Below are 23,164 nucleotides of genomic sequence, written 5' to 3'. Positions count from 1 at the left end.
AGAACAACCAGTATGCGATCACGTCCCCTTGTGCTGTTGAGTAACAATTACTCCGCTAATTCCAAGCGGTGAGAAAAGGGGGCGGGCGATCCCGCCAGCGACAGAGTCGCCCGCCGAACGGGGCGGCAGGAATCTATGCGGACACGATCGTCCGTTCGACGGCTGGCGTGGAGTTTGAACGACTCGGCATAGTAGCGGTACCCCCCGATTCGCCACAATCTATGGATATTATTCCAGAACTTCTGCCCCGAAATCGTTCAGTGATACTGGACACACCATTGCCACTCGGTTAATAACATATGTACGCCTGTGATGGAAGGGAGCTACCGTTCATTAGTGTATTATGCAACACTGAATCCTCCCCGAGCGTGACGACCACCTGTGTCGGCTGTGGTATGTGTACTCAATACACTCACGTCCGCCGACTTAGCCGTCTCTCGCGCCAGAAACGGACAGGTGCGTGAGCATACTGTGATCGGCCGATCGGCCAAAAGTATCAACACTAATTTATTTACTTTCGCAGAAATGTTGATTATTTAATTTTTATAAGGGCAGATAGGAAGGCTGTGTCTATCAATGCTGGACAAAATCCCGTTACACAGGGCGAGATGATACGTGGCATCAATACGCAGGATCGGCTCGTCACCGCCTCACGGTGGTTCAGCGGGTCCGAAATGCCTCCAGATGCGTGTGAGCTATCCCATCGAGGGATTCATCACGATGGATCACCCCTACGGCTCGCGTTATGTCGACACGCGGAGTATGTTCGGCGTTTCGATCCCCCGTCCGGTATCAGTACGAGTAATACGCCGTCCAATATAACCAAACGATTATTATGATGGCGTACTAATCACTCTATCGTGACCGACAAAACGCCCCCGATGAAATCGGTTCAACGCATGTTTGAGGTGGTTCAGGTCCTCCAGAAGGTGCAGAAAGCGGGGCCGTCGGAGATCGCTGACCGAATGGATCTGCCGAAGAGTACCGCCCACCTCTACCTCCGATCGCTGGAGGAGTCGGGGTACGTTATCAACCACGGCGGCCAGTACGAACTCAGCTATCGCTTCCTCACGATCGGGTCACAGCTAAAACATCGGAACCGGCTCTTTCAGGTTTCGAAGCCGGAGATAAAAGAACTGTCACAGCGGACTGAAGAACTCGTCGTCCTGCTGACCGAACAGGGGGGAAAGTCGTTCATTCTGCATCAAGCATCGGCGGAGGGGGGGCTAGACTTGGGTACGTATCCCGGCCAGCCGATACCGCTGTACACGCACGCGTCCGGAAAGATCTTCTTAGCGTATATGGACCCCGAACGGCGCGATCAGATACTCGAGGAACACGGTCTCGAGCCCGTAACCGACGAGACGATCACCGACAAGGAACAACTCGAGGCGGAACTCGCACAAATTCGAGAGCGGGAGTACGCGTACGACTGGGACGAGCAAGTCGAGGGAATGGGCGTCATCTCCGTGCCGATCACCGTCGAAAAGCGGCTGGAGGGCGTCCTCTCGATTGCCAGCCCGACCGGCCGTATGACGGATCGAGCGTACCGACAAGAGATGTTACAACAGCTTCGTGAAAGCGCGGATACGATAGCGATTAAGTATCGATACGGCTCGTGAAGCCCGACGACTCTCCCTCCCCGATATCGGAAGATCCAAAGGGTTTATAATTGTTGATTGAGTGATCCAAACCGGAGAGAACACATCGACTATGAGTTCATCAACTGACAATATCGCGGTCGACGGTGAGAGCCTCACCCTCGAAGAGATCGCCGCTGTCGCCAGAGAAAACGAGTCTACCGCTATCCCTGATGGCCTCGGTATCTACGACGGGATGGAAGCAAGCATCGACCTCCGTAACGAACTAATCGACCAAGGCGTCCCGCTCTACGGGATCACGACCGGGTTCGGCGATTCGGTGCATCGGCAGATTTCCCCCGACAAGGCGGCCGAGTTGCAGGAACGACAGATCAGGATGCTCGGTGCGGCGGTCGGTGATACGCTCCCCCGAGAGGCCGCCCGTGCGGTGACGCTGATCCGCGCGAACAACCTCGTCCGGGGACACTCAGCCATCCGCGTCGAGCTCGTCGAACGGCTCATCGAAATGCTCAACTGCGGAATCGTCCCCGTGATTCCTCAGGAGGGGTCCGTCGGGGCGAGCGGCGACCTCGCACCGCTCTCCTATGTGGCTGCGGCTCTGCTCGGCGACCGAGAAGTCTACTACGACGGCGAGATCGTTCCGACGGAGGACGCACTCGAAGCCGAAGGCCTCGACCCGCTCAACTTCGAGGCGAAAGAGGGCCTCGCGCTCGTCAACGGAACCGCGTATATGACCGGTGTCGGAGCGCTGGCGACCGTCGACGCACGCCGGCTCGCGCTGTTGTCCGACGTCTGTACCGCGATGGCGACGGAAGTGCTCAACGGGATCGCCACGCCGTTTGACTCTTTCATCCACGACGAGGCAAAACCACACGACGGACAGGTGCAATCGGCGGCGAACGTCCGGTGGCTGCTCGAGGGGAGCGACCTCGCGAACTCGTACGACGAGGTCGTCGACAAGGCCGGGACGATCGAGGACGAGGACTTCCGCGAGCTATCGGTGAACATCCAAGACAAGTACTCGCTCCGATGCGCTCCGCACTTCTCTGGGGTGCTCTGGGACACGCTCGAGTGGACAGAGGAGTGGCTGGAAACCGAGGTCAACTCCTCGAACGACAACCCGCTTTTCGACGTCGACTCCCGACAGGTGTTCAGCGGCGGGAATTTCGCCGGCGGGCACGTCGCCCTGGCGATGGACAGCCTGAAGAACGCCGTCGCAAGCATCGCTGACCTCTTGGATCGACAGCTCGAGCTCGTCGTCGACGAGAAGTTCAACCACGGCCTGACGCCCAACCTCATTCCCGAGCTCCCCGAGGGACATCCCGAGGAGGGACTCAACCACGGGTTCAAGGGAATGCAGATCGTCTGCTCGTCGCTGACGGCGGAAGCGCTGAATATGGGGATGCCGATGACAGCGTTCTCCCGGTCGACTGAGGCGCACAATCAGGACAAAGTGTCGATGGGTGCGACCGCCGCTCGGCAGACGCGTGACGTCGTCGACCTCGTCGAGAAGGTTGCGGCCATCCACCTCTTGGCGCTGTGTCAGGCCGCAGATCTGCGTGGGCCCGATCAGCTTGGCCGCACGAAAGCGGTGTACGACCGCGTCCGCGAGGAGATCCCGCCGCTCGATGAAGACCGCGCGCAAGACGCCGACATCGAGGCGGTTGTCGAACTGCTTCGCGACGGGACGCTCCTGGCCGATATCGAAGCGGAACTCGCGGCCGGGTCGGAGTAACCGCCGCGGTCGCGGTGCCGACGCTGGGGCGGCGCGTTCTTCGTTGGCGTGGAGGGGTTGACCTACCGCTTCCACCAAAAATATTATAATTATCAAAAAATCATATAGAGTAGAATGGCTGCGAATAATCGATATGCCGCAGGTATAGACATCGGTGGGACGTTCACGGACTGCTCGCTGGTCGCCGAGGACGGGTCCGTGTATATCGGCAAATCACCGAGTACTCCCGAAGACCGTTTCAAGAGCGGGTTCTTTAACAGCATTCAAACAGCCGCCGAAAGAGCGGGAGAGGACCCGAACGAGATATTCGAGAAACTCACGCGGATTACGCACGGGACAACGATCGCGACGAACGCGATCGTCGAAGACGCCGGAGCGAAAGTGGGTCTCCTGACGACGAAGGGTCACGAAGACAGCCTCCGGATGATGCGCGGGCGCGGTCGAACCATCGGCGAGCCCCCGGAAAACATCCTCAAAGTCGCGGAGATCCAGAAGCCGGATCCGCTCATCCCTGAATCGCTCATATACGGCGTCCCCGAACGAGTCGACAGCGGCGGAGACGTCGTCGTCTCGTTGAACACAGACGCTGTCCGCGACGCCGTCACCGAGCTGGTGAGAGAGCACGACGTCGACGGAATCGCCGTGTCGTACCTGTGGGCGTTCAAAAACGACGGCCACGAGGTACAAACCCGCGAGATCATAGAAGACGTCGCGGGCGAGGACGTCTTCGTGAGTCTCTCGAGCGAAGTCGCCCCGTCGATCGGCGAATACGAGCGGACGACCGCAACGACGATCAACAGCATCGTCGGACCGCTCATCGATCAGTACCTCGAAGACGTCGAATCGGAGCTGCGGGAGCGGCACGGATTCGATGGGACGTTTCTCTTGATGGGCTGTAACGGGGGGTCGCTCCCCGTCCCGCAGGCGGTACACAGCCCGATTATGCTCATCGGATCGGGTCCGGTCGGCGGTCTCAAAGCGAGCCAGCGGATGGCCGATCTCGAGGACATTCCGAACGTTCTCGCGACGGATATGGGGGGAACGAGCTTCGAGCTTGGAGTCATCAACGACGGTCGCCCGTTGGTTCAGGACACAACCACGCTCGGCAAGCACTTCTACGACATCCCGAAGCTCGACATCAAATCCATCGGAGCGGGCGGCGGGTCGATCGCGACCGTCTCTCGGGGCGAGATCAACGTCGGTCCCGAAAGCGCCGGCTCGAATCCGGGACCGGTCTGCTATGGGCGTGGGGGGACGGAAGCGACCGTAACGGACGCCAACCTGCTTCTGGGGTACATCTCACCGGAGACGTCCTTCGGGACCGAATCCATGAAACCGGCGTACGATCGGGCACAGGAGGCGATCGGCGAACTGGGCGAGGAGGTTGGGAAGTCGCCGGTGGAGATGGCGAGCGCCATCTTCCAGATCGCGAACGCGAAGATGGCGAATCTCATCGAACAGGAGGTCATCGGCCGCGGGTACGACCCGCGCGACTATCACGTGATCAGCTACGGCGGCGCCGGGCCGATCCACGCCTCGTCGTACGCTCGCCAGCTCGATACGAAATCCATCGTCGTCCCCGGTGAGATCTCTCCCGTCCTCTCGTCGTACGGGATCTTGAACTCGGACCTCCGATACGAACTCGAAGAACAGCTCACCGCGATCGAGCCGTTCGACGACGACCACATCGAAGCGCGCCTCTCCGAGCTCAAGAGCCGCGGGCGGGAGATTCTCGAAAGCGAGGGCGTCGCGAGCGAGGATATCGACTTCGATTGCTACGGCCTGATGCGATTCGAGGGGCAGTACCACGACTTGGAGGTGGCCATCCCTAACGGTCTGTTCGAACGGCAGGGATCCGATGGGGTCATCGACCGGTTCAAATCGCAGTACAGCCAGCGATACAGTGCAACCGCAGTCTCTCCGGAGGCGAAAATCGAACTCGTCTCGCTGCGCGTCGAACCGGTCGGGACCGTGCGGAAGTACGACCGACAGGCCGAGAGCCGAACGACGGACTCGATCCCATCGGCCGCGAGTCTAGAGCCACGAGAGATCTACTGGCCGGACCGCGGAGCGATGGCGGCAACGCAGATCTACGACGGACGTGAGATGCTACCGGGCAACGAAATTGTCGGCCCGACGGTCATCGAGATGCCGAACACATCCGTGGTCGTCCGAGCCGAACAGCAGATCGCGAAGAACGAATACGGCGACTTCATCATCACCAACGGAGGCAACTGACTATGGCAGCAGAATCAGACCACGACGAACTCAACGGAATCGACAAGCCGTACCTCCCCGGCGAGGAGCTGGACATCGCAGACTCCATCGACCTCCACACCGAAACCGCCGACGAGGTCGATCCGGTCACCTACCGGGTGCTCCAACACCGGATTTGGAACATCAACCAGCAGCACGGCGAAACGATAGAGAACCTCTCTGTGTCGCCGGTTACGCTGGAAACGCGGGACTTCCAGACGAGCATCCAAGACGCCGATGGCGACTTCGTGTACTTCGGCCAGTACGTGCAGTACTTCTCGGGCGTGATGGATCTGAACGTCAAGTGGACTCTCGAGAACCGGTCGGAGAACCCCGGCATCAATCCGGGCGACATGTTCCTCACGAACGACCCGTGGATCTCCGCACCGCACCAACAGGACGTCGCCGTTACCGCCCCGGTCTTCTACGACGGGCAACTGTTCTGTTGGGTCTCGAACATCGCTCACCAGAACGACGTCGGCGGCGCGGCACCGGGGAGCTTCGTCCAGCACGCGGAGGACATCTTTCAGGACCCGGTGCCGATCCCCCCGGTGAAGATCGTGGCCGAAGGAGAGATCCAACGCGACATCGAGGAGTCCTACCGGCGCCACTCGCGGACGCCCGTCGATATCGGACTCAACCTCCGCGCACAGATCGCGGGGAACAACCACACGCGAGAGCAGATCCTCGAACTGGTGGACGAATACGGGCCGGAGACGGTCAAAGCAGTGATGCACCGGATCACGGAATCGAGCGACCAGGCCTTCAGCGACGTGCTGGCGGACATCCCCGACGGGACGTGGGAGGAGCGCGCCTATCAGGAGGTTTCGGAGACCGGCGATCGCGGTACCTACGAGATGCGGCTGCGGATGACAAAGGAGGGGGACACCCTGCGCTTCGACAACGAGGGGACCCATCCCAGCGAGGGCGTGATCAATCTCCCGCTCGCCGGATGGCGCGGAAGCATTATGAGCGCCTTCAACTATCTGATGATCCCCGAGCAGATGGGCGCGGTCGGCGGCATCGCGAACCACCTCGAGTTCGAACCGGAGATCGGGACGCTGACGTCGCCGGAGTACGGTGAGCCGGTTTCGACCTCCGGGATGTACGCCGCGCACCCGGCACACGGGATGGCGGCGGCCGTCATCTCCAGAATGCTGCTTTCCTCGGAGAACGAGGATCTCAGGCGGAAAGCGGTCTCCTCGATCATGTCGAGCGGCGGGATGGCGATGCTCGCTGGAGTCAACCAGCGAGAGGACTTCTTCGTGGGACCGCTGCTCGACGGCGTGATAAGTGCGGGCGCGGCGCTCCCGCACCGAGACGGGAAGTTCGCAAACGGCGGCGAGTCCCATCCGGAAGCCAAGGCACCGAACGTCGAGGTGACCGAACTCGACCGTCCAATACTGTTTATGTATCGGGGAGAGCAACCCGACAGCGCCGGCGTTGGGACTCAGCGCGGCGGAAACGGCGGAAAGCTCGGACTCATCCAGCACAAGGGTGACGTCAACATCGCGGGCTGGAACAACGAGGCGATCCCCAGCACACACGGACTGATGGGCGGCGGGCCGCCGGCCCGCCTACAGACCCGCGTGAAACGGGGGACGGACGTCCACGCCCAGTTCGAACAGCAGGAACTCCCCGATCGGTTCTCCGCGGTCGAGGGCGAAACCGAGCACCCCGAGGGGAAGGGCGAAGGGATGCCCCTGATGGAGGGCGATCTGTTCGAGTTCACCTGGCAGAGTCGCGCCGGATACGGCGATCCGATCGACAGGGATCCGGACAAGGTCGCCGAGGACGTCCGGAGCGAACGGATCTCCGACGAAGTCGCAAACGACATCTACGGGGTCGTACTGGACGGTGACTCAGTCGACGAAGCGGCGACCGAAGCGCGCCGCAGAGAGATACGGGACGACCGACTCGAAGCGTCCACGGCCGCGGTCGATACCGCGGACCACGCCGCCGGATCGACCCCGATCGAGGAGATCCGCGAGTCGGACCAGTACCACATCGGCGATTATCTCCGAGTGGAGGACGACCGCTTCGAGTGTTCGAAGTGCGGTCACGACCTCGGGTTCGTCGACGAGAACGTCAAGCACGAACTCGCTCTCCGAACGCGCGACATCGAGGATCTCGGGCCGCTGTGGATCGATCCACACGTCCTCGTCGACGACGAGATGGAGTTCCGAGACTTCTACTGTCCGACGTGTGCGACCCGGATCGCCACGGAAATCGCCAAGGAGGGAGCGGAGTATTATCCCCACCTCCGATTGAACCGGTGACGCTACGAGATCGGTGACCAGAATAGTTTGAAATTCGGTGATTTCACCGTATTATATTCCAGAGTATGTTTCTGACGCTATTTTCTGGTTCCGGTGCGTGCTGCGGTTCGTGAACACAGAATGCGCATGAATATGTGACGTTACCGGATTACTCGTTGTATTTTTGAGTTCTTTGGTTTCGAGGCGACAACTAATCAGGTCTGGACTCACTGCTCGATACGTGATTCGGTTCCCCGTTTCAGGCTTTAAATTGCCCTATGATCCAATAGTTGAACGGCACCCCATCAGCAGAACTTATATACCTTAATAAAATATATTATTTTGGATATATAGTAGTAGAGTCAAAGCGTTACGTGCTGCACCAAGAGCGGTAGCCTCGTCAGCTCTCGATCGCGCGGCGCCGAATGGCGGCGCGGAAACGGGCGTCGACGCTACCGCCGACGGTGTGTCGAGCAAGTCCGACCCTGCGCCGAACGAGTCCGACGGCTGAGCTTCGCAACACTCATATGGAGTCGCGGGCTACGAACGGGCACGAAGCCGACGAGCGGCGTCGGAGAGTGCAGTCCCATGGGGTAGTGGCCAATCCTGAAGCCTTCTGGGGGCTTCGACCCAGGTTCGAATCCTGGTGGGACTATTCCCGCGGTCCGGATTTTCCCGTGACGCTCGTTTCGGATCGAGCGACCGCGTTCCGCTCCATCTCCACCGGAAACGAAGGGGTCACTTCTCGACGACGAGCAGCGCGGCCCGTTCGAGGACGAGGGTTTCGAGGTCGCCGTCAACGACGCCGAGTTCGGCCTCAGAGATCCCGAAGTACTCCCGGACCCGCTCGGGGTCGTAGTCGCCGAGAACCGCCTCAGCGTCGTTGAGGGCGCGGTTACCGACGGCCTCGGCGGCGGCCGATTCATCGCCGCCGTCGACGAGGATGACGACGCGGTTTTCTCCCGGTGAGACTCCGAGTTCGAGCGCGTCGGTGATCTGCCGTCGACCGGCGGCGTAGAGGAGTATTTCGACTGCACGATCGCGGGCGATACTGTCCCCGCGTTCGATGGCCCTATCGGCCAGTTCGACCGCGCGTTCGAGGTGGCGCTCGCTCACGACGTACCGCGCGTCGAACGCCTGGATCGTGGCGCCGGTCGACGTCGCGATCTCGTCGAGGAGCGAGACGAACGCGTCCACGTCGTCTACCTCGGCGGTGCCCTCGAGGAGCCTCATCCGAAATCACCCAGACTGGCCTGCTCTTCGGGGTCGGTTCGGGAGCCGTCGTCGCGTGAGCGGTCCGCTGCGTTCGAGCCGCCCCAGTCGCTCGAGTCGGCGTCGGAGTCGCCGTCGGCCGCCCCGACGCCGCCCATCGACGGATCACTCCGGCCGACGTTTTCGAGGATGCTCTCGGCGGTCTTGCGTCGGCCGCGGAGCGCGCGGAGGATCACGGGCTTGTCTGCGTCGCGGAGGTCGGCCCTGGTCTCGATGCCGGCCTCGAAGAGCCGCCGGGCGCGCTTTCGTCCGACACCGCGGACGCCGGCGAGATCGAGCAGTTCGTCGCGGACGCCGTACTCGATCCGCTTTTTCGCCTCGCGGACCGGAACGACCGGGAGACCGAGTTCGCCCGCGAGCTGTTCGGCCGCGCCGAGCAGCCACTCGGCGGTCTCGACTTTCCCGCGGATGTCCCCCGGCCCGACGCCGTAGCGCTCGGTGATCCGACTCTCGTCGACCTCGTTCGCCCAGTCTTCGAGCAGCCTCGCGGTCTTCAGCGCCGACAGCCACTCCTCGAACCGGACGTCCTCGTACTCCGAGGGCGTCCGTCCGAGCAGTTCCGGTTCGCGTTCGTAACACCGCTCTGTGTACTCCTCCCGATCGCCGGATTTGAGATAGAGCTGATACATATCCGGCGTCCGCGAGACGAGATGGAAGAGCCCGAGCGCCGTGGGGTAGGTGACGTCGTCCGGGAGACCGGCGTCTTCGGGGTCGTCGGGACCGTCCGGGAGATCGGAGCCGTTCTCCTCCTCGATGTCGGCCGATCCGCCTTCGGCGGCGCCCGTCGGCGACGCCAACTCGCTGGCCCGCTGGAACCCGGCCGTCGCGGCGTCGCCGTCGGCCTCGCCGGGAGCGTTAGCACGGGCGACCGACTGCCCTCCGCCGCCGCCCGCGAGCGCGCGGACCATCTCCGCGCGGTTGTCTGCGGCCCACTCGAGGCCGTCGATGATCTCGGCGGCCGTCATCGGGTCGAGGTAGAGCCGCGAGACGGTGTGACCGACGCTCGTCGCGGTGAGCGCGTCGTCCTCGCGCTCGAGGAAGCCGTTGCGTTCGAGGTACGCGAGGACGTCGTCAGTGACCGCCGCCAGCCGCCCCGACTCCCCGGTCTGGGTCGCATACAGCGTCTGATCGAGGAAGTCGAGGAGCTCACCGCGGGTGTGGGCGAACCCGGAGGCGACGGTGGCGAGGACGTGGGTCCGGAGCGCCGGCTCCGCGGCCAGCTTCGAGTGGACCGGCTCCGGATCCGCCCAGATGTACCGCTCGAACAGTTCATCTCGCGTGTCGGCGTTCTTCGCCAGGAGCACGGCTTCGCCGTACGGGTCGAGCCCCGGTCGGCCGGCGCGGCCCATCATCTGGTGGACTTCGAGCACGTCGAGCGGCTTCATCCCGCCGAACTCGCCGTCGTAGCGCCGCCAGTCGCGGACGATCACGCGACGGCTCGGCGTGTTGACCCCGGCGGCGAGCGTCGGGGTCGCGGACACGCACTTGACGAGTCGGTCCCGGAACGCCTCCTCGACCATCGAGCGGTGTTCAGCGGCGAGCCCGGCGTGGTGAAAGGCGGCGCCCTTCGCGACGCAGTCCGCCAGTGTGTCGCTCGCTTCGGCGTCGGAGACGTCCCGAATCTCCGCGGCGAGGCCGGCGAGTCGCCCACGCTCCTCGTCGTCGAGGTGGGAAGCGGTCACCTCGCGCAGGCGCTTTGCGGACGCCTCGGCGTTCCGTCGGGAGTTCACGAAGACGAGCGAAGATCCCTGATCGGCGCCGCCCTCAACGTCTTCGCCGGAATCTCCATTACTCTCTCCCGCGAGCGCGTCGTCGACGAGCGCGGCGGTCGGCCGGCCGCCGGATTCGACCGGGACCTCGCGCTGGCTCCCGTCGTCGAACGTGATCGCGTTGCCGTAGTGGACGCCCGTCCGGAGGTCGATGGGTCGCCAGTCGGACTCGACGAGTTCCGCGTCGAGCCACTCGGCGACGACGTCGGCGTTGCCGACGGTCGCAGACAGCGCGACGACCTGTAGCTCGGGGTTGAGTGTCCGCAGCTTCCCGAGCGTGACTTCCAGCGTCGGCCCGCGGTGGGCGTCGTCGACGAGATGGACCTCGTCGGAGACGACGCAGGTCAGGTCACCGATCCACTTCGCGCCGTTTCTGATCAGGGAGTCGACCTTCTCGGAGGTCGCAACGATGATGTCGCGGGAGCCGAGCCACTCGCCGTCGGAGTCGTAGTTTCCCGTCGAGACGCCGACGTCGAAGCCGTACGCCTCCCAGCGCTCGAACTCGGCCTTCTTCTCGGAGGCGAGCGCCCGAAGCGGGACGATGTAGAGCGCCTTCCCGCGTGGCGCATCGACGGGCGCGTCGTGGGGGCCCTCCGCACCAGCCGAACGCGGCCCGGAGGCGCCGCGCGCGACGCTCGAAAGCATCGCTAGTTCCGCGACGAGCGTCTTTCCCGAGGCGGTCGGGACCGAGGCGACAACGCTCTGGCCGCGGGTGACGCCCGCCTCGACTGCCGCCGCCTGCGGGGGATACAGCGCTTCGATCCCCTCCTCGCGCAGGCGCGAGGCGACCCCTTCCGGGAGTTCGGGTACCTCCTCCGGTTGCATCGACGCGGAGTACGCCGTCCTCCCGTTTAAACCGTCGGTGTCCGGGTGCGACGGCCAGCCCCCAGTGCGACGACGAACCACCAACGGTGTCACCGCACAGCGCTGCGACGCCGGCGGCGATAGAGGAGCCGTTAACAATGCGTAGACGTCGCCGGCAGGACGTGGACGTCGCCGGCAGTAGTACGTGGGCGCCGGCAGGACGTGGACGTCGCCAGCAATATGTCCCCCCTCATCGAACGACGCGTATGAAGATCCGTTACGACCGCGACACCTGCATCGGGATGTTCCAGTGCGTCGAGGAGTGGGACGCCTTCGAGAAGAACCTCGACGACGGAAAAGCCGACCTCAGCGGGGCGACAGCGGTCGAAGACGAGGTATTCGAGCTCGAAGTCCCGGACGGCGAGGAGCTCGACGCGGAGTTCGCCGCCCGTAGCTGCCCCGTAGACGCGATCGAACTGTACGACGACGACAGCGAGCAGGTGGTCTGAGGGAGCGAGCTCACAGCGAACTCCGAGATGGCGGCACAGCTATGCGACCCGAGGCGTCGGCACAATCATTATATACGTCCGAGGATATTTTTGTATCCGAGGGAAGTGTATGAGCCACCGAAACCGGGGGCAAAATCTCTCGGAATGGGCAGATCTCGTCGGGGCGTCGCTGCCTGAGTCCATCGAGGAGGTCGACAACGGGGAGTCGCGGTCGGACGCCCGCGAGCGCGTCTGGTCCGAATTCGGATCAGACACCCGCGATCACGTCCAGTACGAATTCGGGTCGAACGCCCGACGAGACGGGTAACCGACCGAATTTCACTTTCACCGAAGTCGCCGAACGCTTAACAGCGGTGACGCCCAATCGGACGTGATGGCGGCCACCGACGACCCCGCGTACGTGGATCACCCACTGCTGAACCCGGCGTTCATCGAGCGACGGATCTACCAGATCCGCCTCGCGGGATCGGCGCGGGAGTCGCACACGCTCGTGTGTCTCCCCACCGGCCTCGGAAAGACGACCGTGAGCCTGCTCGTGACCGCTGACAGGCTCAACGAAGTGGGCGGGAAGGTGCTCTTTCTCGCGCCGACGAAGCCGCTCGTCCAGCAGCACGCCGACTTCTATCGGGAGGCGCTCTCGATTCCCGACGAGGAGATCGTCGTGTTCACCGGGGAGATACGGCCGGAGGACAGAGCCGAGGCGTGGGAGGACGCGCGGATCGTCGTCGCGACGCCCCAAGTCGTCGAGAACGACCTCGTCGGGAGTCGGGTCTCGCTCTCCGACGTCACCCATCTCACCTTCGACGAGTGCCACCGCGCCAGCGGCGACTACGCGTACGTCTACATCGCCGAGCGATACCACGCGGACGCCGAGAACCCGCTCGTCACCGGGATGAGCGCCTCGCCCGGCGGCGACCGGGAGGCGATCGTCGAGGTGTGTCAGAACCTCGGGATCAGCGAGGTCGAGGTGATGACCGAGGAGGACGCCGACGTCGACGAGTACACGCACGACACGTCGGTCGAGTGGGAGCGGATCGACCTCCCGGAGGACATCCTGCGGATCCGCGACTCGCTCAACGAGGTGATCAAAGACCGCCTGCAGAAGCTGAAGTCGCTGGGCGTGACGAACACGACCCAGCCAGACGTCTCACAGAAGCAGCTGAATCGGATGCGCGGGAAGCTCCAAGAGCTGATGAACGCCGACAAATCGGAGGGCTACAAGGGGATGTCGACGCACGCGGAGGTGATGAAGCTCCGCCGAGCGGTCGAACTCGTCGAGACGCAGTCGGTGGAGTCAGTCCGGCGGTACTTCGAGCGGCAGCGCAACGCCGCGCGCTCGTCGGGCGCGTCGAAGGCGAGCCAGCGGCTCGTCGCCGAGCCCAAGGTTCGAGAGGCGATGCGCCTCGCCGAGTCTTTCGACGGCACCCACCCGAAGTTCTCCCGGGCGCGGATCCTGCTGGCGCAGACGCTCGGCATCGAGGGCGGCGAGCGCGTGATCGTCTTCACGGAGTCGCGGGACACCGCGGAGGCGCTGACGGAGTTCCTATCGACCTCCTTTGAGGTTCGGAAGTTCGTCGGGCAGGGCGACAAGGAGAGCTCCGAGGGGATGACCCAGAAAGAACAGCAGGAGGCGCTCGACGCGTTCCGCGCCGGTGAGTTCGAGGTCCTCGTCTCGACGTCGGTCGCCGAGGAGGGACTGGACGTGCCGGAAGTCGATCTGGTGCTCTTCTTCGAGCCGGTGCCGACCGCCATCCGCTCGATTCAGCGGAAGGGGCGGACCGGCCGACAGGCCGACGGTCGCGTCGTCGTGCTTCTCGCCGAGGACACCCGCGACGAGGCGTTCTTCTGGATCTCGCGCCGCCGCGAGAAGGAGATGGAATCGGAGCTGCGGGAGCTGAAGAGCCTCGCCGGCGACATCGAGTCCGAACTGGACGCGCCGCAGCGCGGGCTGGGGGCGTACGACGGGGGCGGGGAGAGCGACGTCGCCGGCGGCTCCGGGGACGGAAGCGCCGATACCGGGAAAGCCGCTAGCGGCGACGAAACCGTCGCCGAAGGCGAACGCGGCCGAACGTCCGCCGGCGACGAGTGCCGGGAGTCCGCCGGCGACGGCTCCTCGGCATCCGCGCAGTCGACCGGGCAGGCGGGACTCGCTGACTTCGGACCCACCGACGAGGAACTCGAGCGGGCGAGCGATGACGACGAGGGAACCGGCGAAAGCGACGGAAGCGACGGAAGCGACGGAACCAACGGAAGCAACGGAAGCGACGGAACCAACGGAAGTAGCGGGAACAGCGAAATCGAAGGAACCGGTGAAAACGGCGATGGGGACGCTACCGACCCCGGTTCGGGCGTCATCGCGACCGCCGGCGACGACGGCGAGGAGACCGAGATCGTCGTCGACCAGCGCGAACTCGATGCCGCCATCGCGAAGGACCTCTCGAAGCGCGAGGGCGTCCGGACGCGGCTGGAGACGCTGGCAGTCGGCGACTACGTGCTCTCGGATCGCGTCGCCGTCGAGCGGAAGTCGGTTCCGGACTTTCTCGACACCCTGCTGGACGGCGACCGCTCGATATTCGAGCAGATCGGCGACCTCGCCAGGGCGTACGCCCGGCCGGTGCTGATCGTCGAGGGCGACGGCCTCTACGAGGAGCGGAACGTCCACCCGGGGGCGATCCGCGGCGCGCTCGCGTCGCTCGCCGTCGATTTCGACGTGAGCGTCCTACAGACGCGGGACGAGTCGGACACCGCCGAGTTGCTGCTGACGATCGCCGAGCGCGAGCAGACCGAGCGCGACCGGACCGTGAGCGTCCACGGCGAGAAGAGCGCGAAGACGCTTGCCGAACAGCAGGAGTACGTCGTCTCCTCGATCGCGGACATCGGCCCCGTCACCGCCCAGTCGCTGCTTCGGGAGTTCGGAACCGTCGAAGCCGTGATGACCGCGCGCGAGGACGACCTCCGCGAGGTGAGCGGGATCGGTGAGGTGACGGCCGAGCGGATCCGCGAGGTCGTCGGCAGCGACTACGAGTGACCGTCGTCGCCGTCCTCGACGGTGGTGTGTGCATCGCCGTCGGCCGCGTCGGCGTCCTGGCTGACGGCGTTCAGTTCCGTCGAGAGCAGCGCCGCCGACTCGACGAACAGCCCGACTGCGAGCGGTCCGGCGACGACGCCGATCGAGCCGAGCGTGAGCACGCCGCCGAAGAACCCGACGAAGTAGAGGCTCCCCGGAATGTCGGCCGTCTGGCGGGCGAGTCGCGGTCGGATGAGTACGTCCGGGAGCAGCGCGATGACGAACCCGCCGAGGAGGAAGACGAGCGCGGCCCGGATCAGTTCGCCGACCGCGACGTGATACGCCGCGAGTCCGGCGAGCAGCACGCTCGGACCGACGATAGGGACGAACTGGAGGACGGCCGAGACGGTCGCTAGCGTGACTGCCGCGTCGTAGCCGAGGGCGTAGAACACGGGAAGTGCGAAGAAGAACGTCCCGACTGCGGTCGCCGCCTGTAAGACGTAGATGGCGAAGAGAGTCTCTCGAGCGCGCCGGTTCAACGCCCTCGCGGCGTCCCGGTAGCCGTGGGGAACGAGTGCAATGGCCGACCGCTGCGCTTGCTCTCCGTAAAACAACAGCGAGTAGATGAGAAACACGAACAGCGTTACCTTCACGAGGATGACCGGCGCGGCCGTGGCAGCGCGCCGGGCGGTGCGCTCGACGAGGTGGATAATGGCCTCGGTGAGCGATTGCAGCGTCACCGCGTACTGGAACCCGAACGCGCCGAGTTCGATCTCGTCCGGCAGCAGTCCGATCAGCGCGACGAACGAATCGAACCGGAGGTAGACGACGACGACGAGCGGGACGAAGACGAGAAGCGTCATCAGAAACGCCCCGAACGTCACGCCGGCGCTCGCGATCCGTCGTGACTGGCCGCGAGCGACGAGCGTCTGTCGAACCGGCCATAGCAGGTACGCGACCGTGACGGCGAAGAACACTGTCCCGAGCACCGACGCCAGCAGGACCGCCGAAAGCGCCCCGGCGAGCGCGAACAGCCCGCCGAAGACGTACCGTCGATGGTTCGACACGGCCGGATCTCACAGCGAAACGGTAAGAGCGTTTCTCCGATCCGAACGAACGAACGGACCCAGGCGCGAACGTCGACGGCGGCGACCCGAGTCCATCACACCTAAATATCACCGAGTGTGATCACCTAGTAATGAAACGACGAACCTTCGTTCGCGCGGCCGGTGCAAGCGGCGTCGTCGGCCTCGCCGGCTGCCTCGGCGGCGACGGAGCGACAGACACGGAAACGAGCGGCGATAGCGCGGGAGACAGCGGGACGGAGACCGGCACGACCGCCGGCGACAGCGGCTCCGAGCCCGCCGAACTGGTCGTTTCGACGTACGGCCCGTTCGTCGACGCGCCCTCGACGAGCCCCGGACCGTGGATCAAGGAGGCCTTCGAGTCGGAGTTCGACGCGACGCTCCGGTTCGAGACGCCCGACAGCGAGATCAACTACTACATCGAGCGCGCGATGCAGGGCGCCGACATCGAGGCGGACGTCTACGTCGGCCTCAACGTGGATATGCTCATTCGGGTCGACGAGCAGTTGGACGAGGGACTGTTCACCGCCGTCGAGGACGTATCCGGACGGGACGACGTGAAAGGCGGGCTGAACTTCGATCCGCAGGGGCGCATCGTCCCGTACGACACGAGCTACGTCAGCATCGTGTACAACGAGACGATGGGCGACGACGGGGCGTTCGTCGCGCCCGAGACGTTCGATGGGCTCCTCGATCCGGCCTACGAGGGCGACCTCCTCACGCAGAACCCGACGGGCAGCGCGACCGGGAAGTCGTTTCTGCTGCACACGATCAAAGAGAAGGGTCCGGACGAGTACCTCGACTACTGGGAGGCGTTACAGGAGAACGACGTCCGCGTACTCGCGGACTGGTCGTCGTCGTACACCGCCTACGAGGAGGAGGAGGCGCCGATGGTCGTCTCGTACTCGACGGATCAAGTGTACGCAAACCGGTCCGACGAGGATCTCGCGAAGCACCAGATCCGGTTCCTGAACGATCAGGGGTACGCCTACCCCGAGGGAATGGCGCTTTTCGAGGGGAGCGACGAGCCAGAACTTGCTCGCCGGTTCCTCGAATTTATGCTTCGACCCGACGTCCAAGGCGAGATCGCCCAGCGGAACGTCGCGTTCCCGGCGACGACGACCGCCGACCTGCCCGAAGAGTTCGCGGAGTACGCCCAAGCACCCCCGGAAGCAGTCACTTTCACGTACGACGAACTCCGAGACAACGTGAGTGAGTGGACCCGAGCGTGGGAACAGCAGTTCGCCAGCAAGTGACGATGCGCCGGCGGACGAGACGCCATCCACGGACGGCGGCTCCCCGTCGACGCCGAGCGACGGTGAATCCTCGTCGACATCGAGCGACGGCGGATCCTCGTCAAGGCCGCGCAACGGCGGAGCCCTGTCGATGCCGAGAAACGGCCAATCCCCGCCGATATCGAGCGATGGCGGATCGGCGAGCGGAGACGGTCCACCGGACGACGAGTCGCCAGCCGGCGATGACACCGCGACGAGGCTACTGAAAACCGTGCGTTCGGAGCCGGGTCCAGCGATCGTACGTCGCGTTCGCGGGTTCCTGTCGAGCGTGGAGGCGCACGCGATCGCACTCGGCGCGGCAGTAACGGCACTCGTCCTCCTCGTCGTCTTCTATTACCCGGTCGCGACGGTGTTCGTCGACGCCGTCGTCGTCGACGGGCGACTGACGGCAGAGCCGCTCGTAGCGGTGCTCTCCTCGCGGTTCTACCTCATCGATATCTTCGGATTCACCGCGTATCAGGCGTTGCTCTCGACGGTCGCGTCGGTCGCGCTCGGGCTCCCGGGCGCGTGGGTGCTCGCGCGCTTCGAGTTCCCCGGCCGCGAGACGCTGCGCTCGCTGACGATCCTGCCGTTCGTGATGCCGTCGATTATGGTCGCGATCGGGTTCGTCGCCACGTTCGGACAGAACGGGCCGCTCAATGCGACGTTGCGGGCGCTCGGACTGCCAGCCGTCGAGTTACTCTACACGCTCCCGGCGATCGTGATCGCCCACGCCTTCTACAACGCGCCGCTCGTCGCACGGGTGACGACCGCGGCCTGGGAGAGCGTCGACGCCTCCGCGATCGAGACGGCCCGGAGCCTCGGTGCCTCGCCGACGCGGGCGTTCCGCGACGTCGTTCTCCCCCAGTTGCTCCCGGCGATCGCGATCGGCGCGACGCTGACGTTCGTCTTCACGTTCGCGTCCTTCCCGATCGTGCTCGCTCTCGGGGGCTTTCAGCTCGCCACCGTGGAGGTGTTCATCTACTCGCGGATCCAGAACCTCGCGTACGCCGAAGCGGCCGCGCTCGCCGTTATAGAGACGGTCGTCTCGCTGGGGCTGACGTACCTGTATCTCCGCTATGAGGGTCGAAAGCGGGCGTCGGGACAGGGCGCGCGACCACAGCCGCGGCGGTCGCTGTGGCCCGCGTCGTGGTCGGCGTCGGCGGTCGGCGCGCGCGCCGGAATCGCGGGGTACGCCGTCGTCGTCCTCGCGGTGTTCGTGGTTCCGATCGCCTCGATGGTGCTCACGAGCCTGACGGGCCCGCAGGGAGGGCTGACGCTCGACCACTACCGGTTTCTGCTCGAACGCCAGCAGACGGGCCAATCGTATCAGGTGCGGCCGCTCCCCGCGATCTGGAACTCGCTGCGCTTCGGCGCCGGAACGCTCTCCGTCGCCGTGCCGATGGGCGTCGTGATGGCCGTGCTGACGACGCGGCGGTTCCGCGGGCGCGCCGCGATCGACGCGCTCGCGATGGCCCCGTTCGCCGTCTCGGGCATCGTCGTCGGTCTCGGACTGCTTCGCGGCCTCGTCTTCGGGACCGAGCTGTTCGGCACGCGGGTTCAGGTGACCGGCGTGCTGGCGATCGTCGCCGCACACGCAGTGGGCGCGTACCCGTTCGTGACGCGCAACGTCGCGCCGCTGCTCGGCAACCTCGACCCGCGGTTGGTCGAGTCCGCTCGGAGCCTCGGCGCGAGTCGCGTGCGCGCGCTGGTCGATATCGAGTTGCCGCTCGTCGCCGCCGGCGTGATCGCGGGCGCGGCGTTCGCCTTCGCAATCAGCATCGGCGAGTTCGACTCGACGATCGTCCTCGCTGAGGGGTCGACCAGTTACACGATGCCCGTCGCCGTCGAGCGGTATCTGGGCCGGCGGCTCGGCCCGGCGACCGCGATGGGGTGTGTTCTGCTGGCGGTCACGAGCCTGAGCTTCGTGGTGATCGAGCGCTTCGGCGGGCGGTACGGCGGACGAGGGGGATTCTAACGATGGCGACAGACTCCGAAAGCCGCGGAGAAAACAGATGAGACTCACACTCGAAAACGTCCGAAAGGAGTACGGAGCGACGGTCGCACTCGGCGGACGAGGCGCTGGCGAAGACCGAGCAGCCGGCGGTGGGAACGAGACTGGCGGGCAAAAACAGACCGGCGGTGGGGAGGACACCGGCGGCCGAATGGAGACCGGCGGGGTCGATCTCGACGTCGACGACGGCGAGTTCTTCACACTCGTCGGCCCCTCCGGGTGCGGAAAGACGACCACGCTCAGGCTCGTCGCCGGGTTCGAGCCGCCGACGTCCGGGCAGATCCGGTTCGACGACCGCGAGATGCGCGGGGTTCCACCCGAAGCGAGGGGGGTCGGCGTCGTCTTCCAGAACTACGCGCTCTTCCCGCACCTCTCGGTGTCGGAGAACGTCGCGTACGGGCTTCGGTTCGCGGACCCGCCAGACGGGGCGAGCCGGGAGGAACGAGTACAGTCGCTGCTCGATCTCGTCGACCTGCCGGGGTTGGGGGATCGCGATCCCACCGAGCTTTCCGGTGGACAGAAACAGCGCGTCGCACTCGCTCGCGCGCTCGCTCCCGGGCCGGAACTGCTGCTCCTCGACGAGCCGATGAGCGCGCTCGACGCGCGGCTCCGAGAACGGCTTCGGCTGCAGATCAAGGAGATACAGTCGACGCTCGGAATCACGACGCTGTATGTCACCCACGATCAGGAGGAGGCGCTCGCGATCTCGGACCGCGTCGCCGTCATGAACGACGGACGGATTGAACAGGTGGGAACGCCACGGGATGTGTACAGGCGCCCCGCGACCCGCTTCGTCGCAGAGTTCGTCGGCGATAACAACGTCTTCGAGGGACGAGTCACCGAGCGTGGCCCCCCACTGTCCGCAGCGGAATCCGAAGATTCAGCCCCCATACCGGGAGAATCTCCAGTCGAAATGAAGGGGTCAGGTGAGTTCGGACCTGTGGTCCGAGTCGACGTTGGTGACGCCGAATTCGCGATACGCGCCGATCGGTCAGTCGCCGCCGGCGATCGCGTGACCTTCTGCGTCCGACCCGAGCAGATGCGAGTCTGCCGCGACAGTACCGAGACGAGGGGAGGAGACGGGCGTACGGCGGGGGCGCCGACGGCGGTAGGCGGAGAGTCGGGCGCGAACGAAAGGGCGGAGAGGTTCGAAACCACAGAGGGGACCGAAAAAGCGGAGAGAACCGAAAACGCGTTCGACGCGACCGTATCGAAATCGGAGTTCCTCGGGGAATTGACCCGGACGTATCTCCGCTGGAACGACCGCGAACTCCGGATTCGATCCGTCGACCCGCTCTCCGACAGCGTTCGAGTCGGATTCGACGCCGACGATGCGCACGTCGTCAGCGTCGAGCGTCGCACGGGAGCCGAGGTAACGTCGTCACGGAGGGACAGTGGGGATGTCAGCGAGGGGAGATAGAGTGAGGAGGGTTGGGGAGAGGAGATAGAGTGAGGAGGTATTAGGGCGCGACGCCGACCGTGAGCAGTGTCCCGTAGGTGCGGTAGCGCTCGGCCATCGCCTCCCGGGAGTCCCACTCGTCGGTAGGGAAGGCGTCAGCGGGGGGTATCTCGATCTCCCGATCGGGGATCAGATCCTGCGCGGCGACGTGGAGGCCACCCTCACGGAACGCCGCTCGGTACTCGTCGGTCGACCACCGCGTCATCTGGACGTCGATGCGCTCTTGCCACTCGTGGGAGTGGACGTTCTCCTCGTAGTAGTTCACCGCGCAGTAGAACGTTCCGCCGGGGCGAAGGATCCTCGCGACCTCCTCGATAGTGTGATCCGGATTCGAGGCGTAGTAGAACGCTTCCATACTCCAGACGTGGTCGACGCTGTCGTCGGCGAACGGGAGTGCGTCGAAGTCGCCGACGACGTAGGCGACGGCCGGATCGTCGGTGTACGATCGGGCGTTTCGCGCCATCGCCGGCGAGCCGTCGAGGCCGTAGACGAGGCCCGCATCCGCCGTCTCGCGCAGGGCCCGTCCGGCGTAGCCGCTACCGCATCCGAGGTCGAGAATCGTATCGCCTTCTTCGATCGGCATCCGCGAGAGGGCGTGTTTCGCCGTGTGCCAGTGTCGCTCCTCCATTCCCTTATCGCGGCCGTCCGCCGCCCAGTCGTCGAACTCGGCTCTGACGCTCATACGCGTGGATAGGGGGTCCGAGACAAGAAGCGTCGGGTTTCGAATGGGTCGCATAGACCGCGGTGCGAGGACAGTCGGGCCCACCGCCGAGCAGTGGGCGTCTGGATGACCGCCGAAGAGCCGGTGGCTGTAAGCGTCGAAGAGTCGGTGACTGTGACCGTCGAAGAGTCGGCGCGAATGCCACGATATATCCCGGGCGACGTCCGAGTGGATCTATGGTCGGACGTCGCCGGCGGTTCGCGCTGTCGGACACCGCACAGCAGATCGTCGGCGGATTCCTGCTCGCCGGGCCGTTCGTCGTCACCGAGGAGGTGTGGGTGCTCGCACAGAGTATGTCGTGGCTGCAGGCACTATTGACGGCCGTGATCGTCTTCGTCATCGGGTACGGGGCGCTGTACAAGGCCGACGATCGGGATCCAGACCGCGAGTCCGAAGTCGGCGGCGTCCCGTTGCGGTTCATCTCGCTGATCTCGGTCTCGTATCTCTCGGTGTTCATCCTCGCACTCGCGTTCGACGCTCCCGGGACGTTTCTGGAGTCGCCGGGCGGAGGGGTCGCCCTAGCCGGTGCGACAATCGATCTGTGGCTGATCGGAACAACGCTCAAAGCGACCAGCATCGGTGCGGTGTTCAGCGTCATCGGCGCGGCGACCGCGGACTCGCTGTACTGAGTTGAATGTTTGAGTTGCGCGAAACGACACCGAGCCACCCCTCCGATTCGCTTCCCGCACCGTTAAGTCGACCCAGTTGCACCTACGGGTATGGATTACGCCCTCGCCATCGACAACGTGCCGGACAGTATCCCCGGCGGTACGGGGATTCTCCTCCTGCACCCGAGCATCGGCGAGACGGATCGGATCGACACCGACTTCCTGAAGACGGACACCGACCACTTCCTCGTCATCTCGACCCGAACGACCGCCCGCGAGGTCGAACAGAAACTCGAGCACTACGACGTCGACGAATCGAGGGCGGTCATCCTCGATACGCTGTCGGTCGAGCGCGGCTACTCGCGCCGAGGGACCGACCACGTCCACTACGTCTCGGCACCCGACGACCTCGACGGGATCGTCTCAAAGACCGCGGCGTTCCTCGGCTCACACGACGGAAAGCGTCGTATCAGCGTCGATTCGGTGACCGAGATGGCGTACTACGCCGACGTCGACGGGGCGTACGAGGCGAGCGAGCGACTTCTCGGCCTGCTCGAAGAACACGACGCCGTCGGTCTGTTCCACCTCTCGAATGAGGTCCACGGCGAGGAGACGATCCGGCGGTTTCGCGACCTCTTCGACGTCGTCGTCGAACTGGACGCCGACGGAAGCGTCAGTGCCGATTTCTGACGGGTGAGAGAACACGCTGACCTTGCGGGTGAGAGAACACGCTGACCTTGCGGGTGAGAGAACACGCTGACCTTGCGGGTGAGAGAACACGCTGACCTTGCG

The 23,164-nt window shown here is 64.5% G+C and carries 16 protein-coding genes and 1 tRNA gene; 13 read left to right on the top strand and 4 right to left on the bottom strand.

What is annotated here, in order from left to right:
• The first annotated feature begins 860 nt into the window (after positions 1 to 860).
• The 5 genes from ACT3HL_RS14475 (at position 861) to ACT3HL_RS14455 (ending at position 8,505) form a co-directional block, all read left to right on the top strand.
• Positions 861 to 1,622, top strand: a complete 762-nt coding sequence (locus ACT3HL_RS14475) for an IclR family transcriptional regulator domain-containing protein (RefSeq protein WP_445087484.1) — start codon at positions 861 to 863, stop codon at positions 1,620 to 1,622.
• A 91-nt stretch (positions 1,623 to 1,713) separates the two neighbouring features.
• Positions 1,714 to 3,336: an aromatic amino acid lyase gene (locus tag ACT3HL_RS14470; RefSeq protein WP_445087483.1), complete on the top strand. Its 1,623-nt coding sequence runs from the start codon at positions 1,714 to 1,716 to the stop codon at positions 3,334 to 3,336.
• A gap of 114 nt (positions 3,337 to 3,450) precedes the next feature.
• Positions 3,451 to 5,574: a hydantoinase/oxoprolinase family protein gene (locus ACT3HL_RS14465; RefSeq protein WP_445087482.1), complete on the top strand. Its 2,124-nt coding sequence runs from the start codon at positions 3,451 to 3,453 to the stop codon at positions 5,572 to 5,574.
• Between the two features lie 2 nt (positions 5,575 to 5,576).
• Positions 5,577 to 7,871 (top strand): hydantoinase B/oxoprolinase family protein, encoded by a 2,295-nt coding sequence (locus ACT3HL_RS14460; protein ID WP_445087481.1) that lies wholly within the window; start codon positions 5,577 to 5,579, stop codon positions 7,869 to 7,871.
• Positions 7,872 to 8,432: 561 nt separating this feature from the next.
• Positions 8,433 to 8,505, top strand: a tRNA-Gln gene (locus ACT3HL_RS14455).
• Between the two features lie 83 nt (positions 8,506 to 8,588).
• Here ACT3HL_RS14455 and cgi121 read toward each other — a convergent pair.
• Together cgi121 and ACT3HL_RS14445 are read right to left on the bottom strand one after the other, a co-directional pair.
• Positions 8,589 to 9,083 carry a KEOPS complex subunit Cgi121 gene (gene cgi121 / locus ACT3HL_RS14450; protein WP_445087480.1) on the bottom strand — a complete coding sequence of 165 codons (495 nt, stop codon included), beginning with the start codon at positions 9,081 to 9,083 and terminating at the stop codon, positions 8,589 to 8,591.
• Entirely contained in the window at positions 9,080 to 11,716 is a 2,637-nt protein-coding gene (locus ACT3HL_RS14445; RefSeq protein WP_445087479.1) for an ATP-dependent DNA helicase, read from the bottom strand. The genes cgi121 and ACT3HL_RS14445 overlap by 4 nt, the downstream gene beginning before the upstream one ends.
• 245 nt (positions 11,717 to 11,961) lie before the next feature.
• Between ACT3HL_RS14445 and ACT3HL_RS14440 the strand changes: the two genes are divergently transcribed.
• The 3 genes from ACT3HL_RS14440 to ACT3HL_RS14430 all read left to right on the top strand — a co-directional run bounded on the left by ACT3HL_RS14440 (position 11,962) and on the right by ACT3HL_RS14430 (position 15,232).
• Positions 11,962 to 12,204 (top strand): ferredoxin, encoded by a 243-nt coding sequence (locus tag ACT3HL_RS14440; RefSeq protein WP_445087478.1) that lies wholly within the window; start codon positions 11,962 to 11,964, stop codon positions 12,202 to 12,204.
• A gap of 109 nt (positions 12,205 to 12,313) precedes the next feature.
• Complete coding sequence (locus ACT3HL_RS14435) at positions 12,314 to 12,511, top strand: hypothetical protein (protein WP_445087477.1); 198 nt, start codon at positions 12,314 to 12,316, stop codon at positions 12,509 to 12,511.
• Positions 12,512 to 12,577: 66 nt separating this feature from the next.
• On the top strand, positions 12,578 to 15,232 hold the full coding sequence (locus ACT3HL_RS14430; protein ID WP_445087476.1) for an ERCC4 domain-containing protein: 2,655 nt from the start codon (positions 12,578 to 12,580) through the stop codon (positions 15,230 to 15,232).
• On the opposite strand, the gene ACT3HL_RS14425 is transcribed toward ACT3HL_RS14430, so the two are convergent.
• Complete coding sequence (locus ACT3HL_RS14425) at positions 15,223 to 16,278, bottom strand: AI-2E family transporter (RefSeq protein ID WP_445087475.1); 1,056 nt, start codon at positions 16,276 to 16,278, stop codon at positions 15,223 to 15,225. The two genes, ACT3HL_RS14430 and ACT3HL_RS14425, sit on opposite strands and share 10 nt — an antisense overlap.
• Positions 16,279 to 16,409: 131 nt before the next feature.
• Here ACT3HL_RS14425 and ACT3HL_RS14420 point away from each other — a divergent pair, with 131 nt between their 5' ends.
• The 3 genes from ACT3HL_RS14420 to ACT3HL_RS14410 all read left to right on the top strand — a co-directional run bounded on the left by ACT3HL_RS14420 (position 16,410) and on the right by ACT3HL_RS14410 (position 21,004).
• Positions 16,410 to 17,552, top strand: a complete 1,143-nt coding sequence (locus ACT3HL_RS14420) for a thiamine ABC transporter substrate-binding protein (RefSeq protein ID WP_445087474.1) — start codon at positions 16,410 to 16,412, stop codon at positions 17,550 to 17,552.
• Positions 17,553 to 17,682: 130 nt separating this feature from the next.
• Complete coding sequence (locus tag ACT3HL_RS14415; protein ID WP_445087473.1) at positions 17,683 to 19,548, top strand: ABC transporter permease subunit; 1,866 nt, start codon at positions 17,683 to 17,685, stop codon at positions 19,546 to 19,548.
• A gap of 187 nt (positions 19,549 to 19,735) precedes the next feature.
• Entirely contained in the window at positions 19,736 to 21,004 is a 1,269-nt protein-coding gene (locus ACT3HL_RS14410) for an ATP-binding cassette domain-containing protein (RefSeq protein ID WP_445087582.1), read from the top strand.
• Positions 21,005 to 21,044: 40 nt separating this feature from the next.
• Here ACT3HL_RS14410 and ACT3HL_RS14405 read toward each other — a convergent pair whose 3' ends face one another.
• The gene (locus tag ACT3HL_RS14405; protein ID WP_445087472.1) at positions 21,045 to 21,725 is read right to left on the bottom strand and encodes a methyltransferase domain-containing protein; all 681 of its coding nucleotides are present in this window, start codon (positions 21,723 to 21,725) and stop codon (positions 21,045 to 21,047) included.
• Positions 21,726 to 21,940: 215 nt separating this feature from the next.
• Between ACT3HL_RS14405 and ACT3HL_RS14400 the strand changes: the two genes are divergently transcribed.
• On the top strand, positions 21,941 to 22,393 hold the full coding sequence (locus tag ACT3HL_RS14400) for a DUF2391 family protein (protein ID WP_445087471.1): 453 nt from the start codon (positions 21,941 to 21,943) through the stop codon (positions 22,391 to 22,393).
• Positions 22,394 to 22,483: 90 nt separating this feature from the next.
• A complete protein-coding gene (locus ACT3HL_RS14395) occupies positions 22,484 to 23,062 on the top strand; it encodes a DUF7090 family protein (protein WP_445087470.1) in 579 nt (192 codons plus the stop codon).
• Positions 23,063 to 23,164: the final 102 nt, after the last annotated feature.

This window comes from Halobellus sp. GM3 (assembly GCF_052545375.1).
Note: the sequence above shows the minus strand (reverse complement) of the source record. Positions and strands in the feature narration are given on the sequence as shown.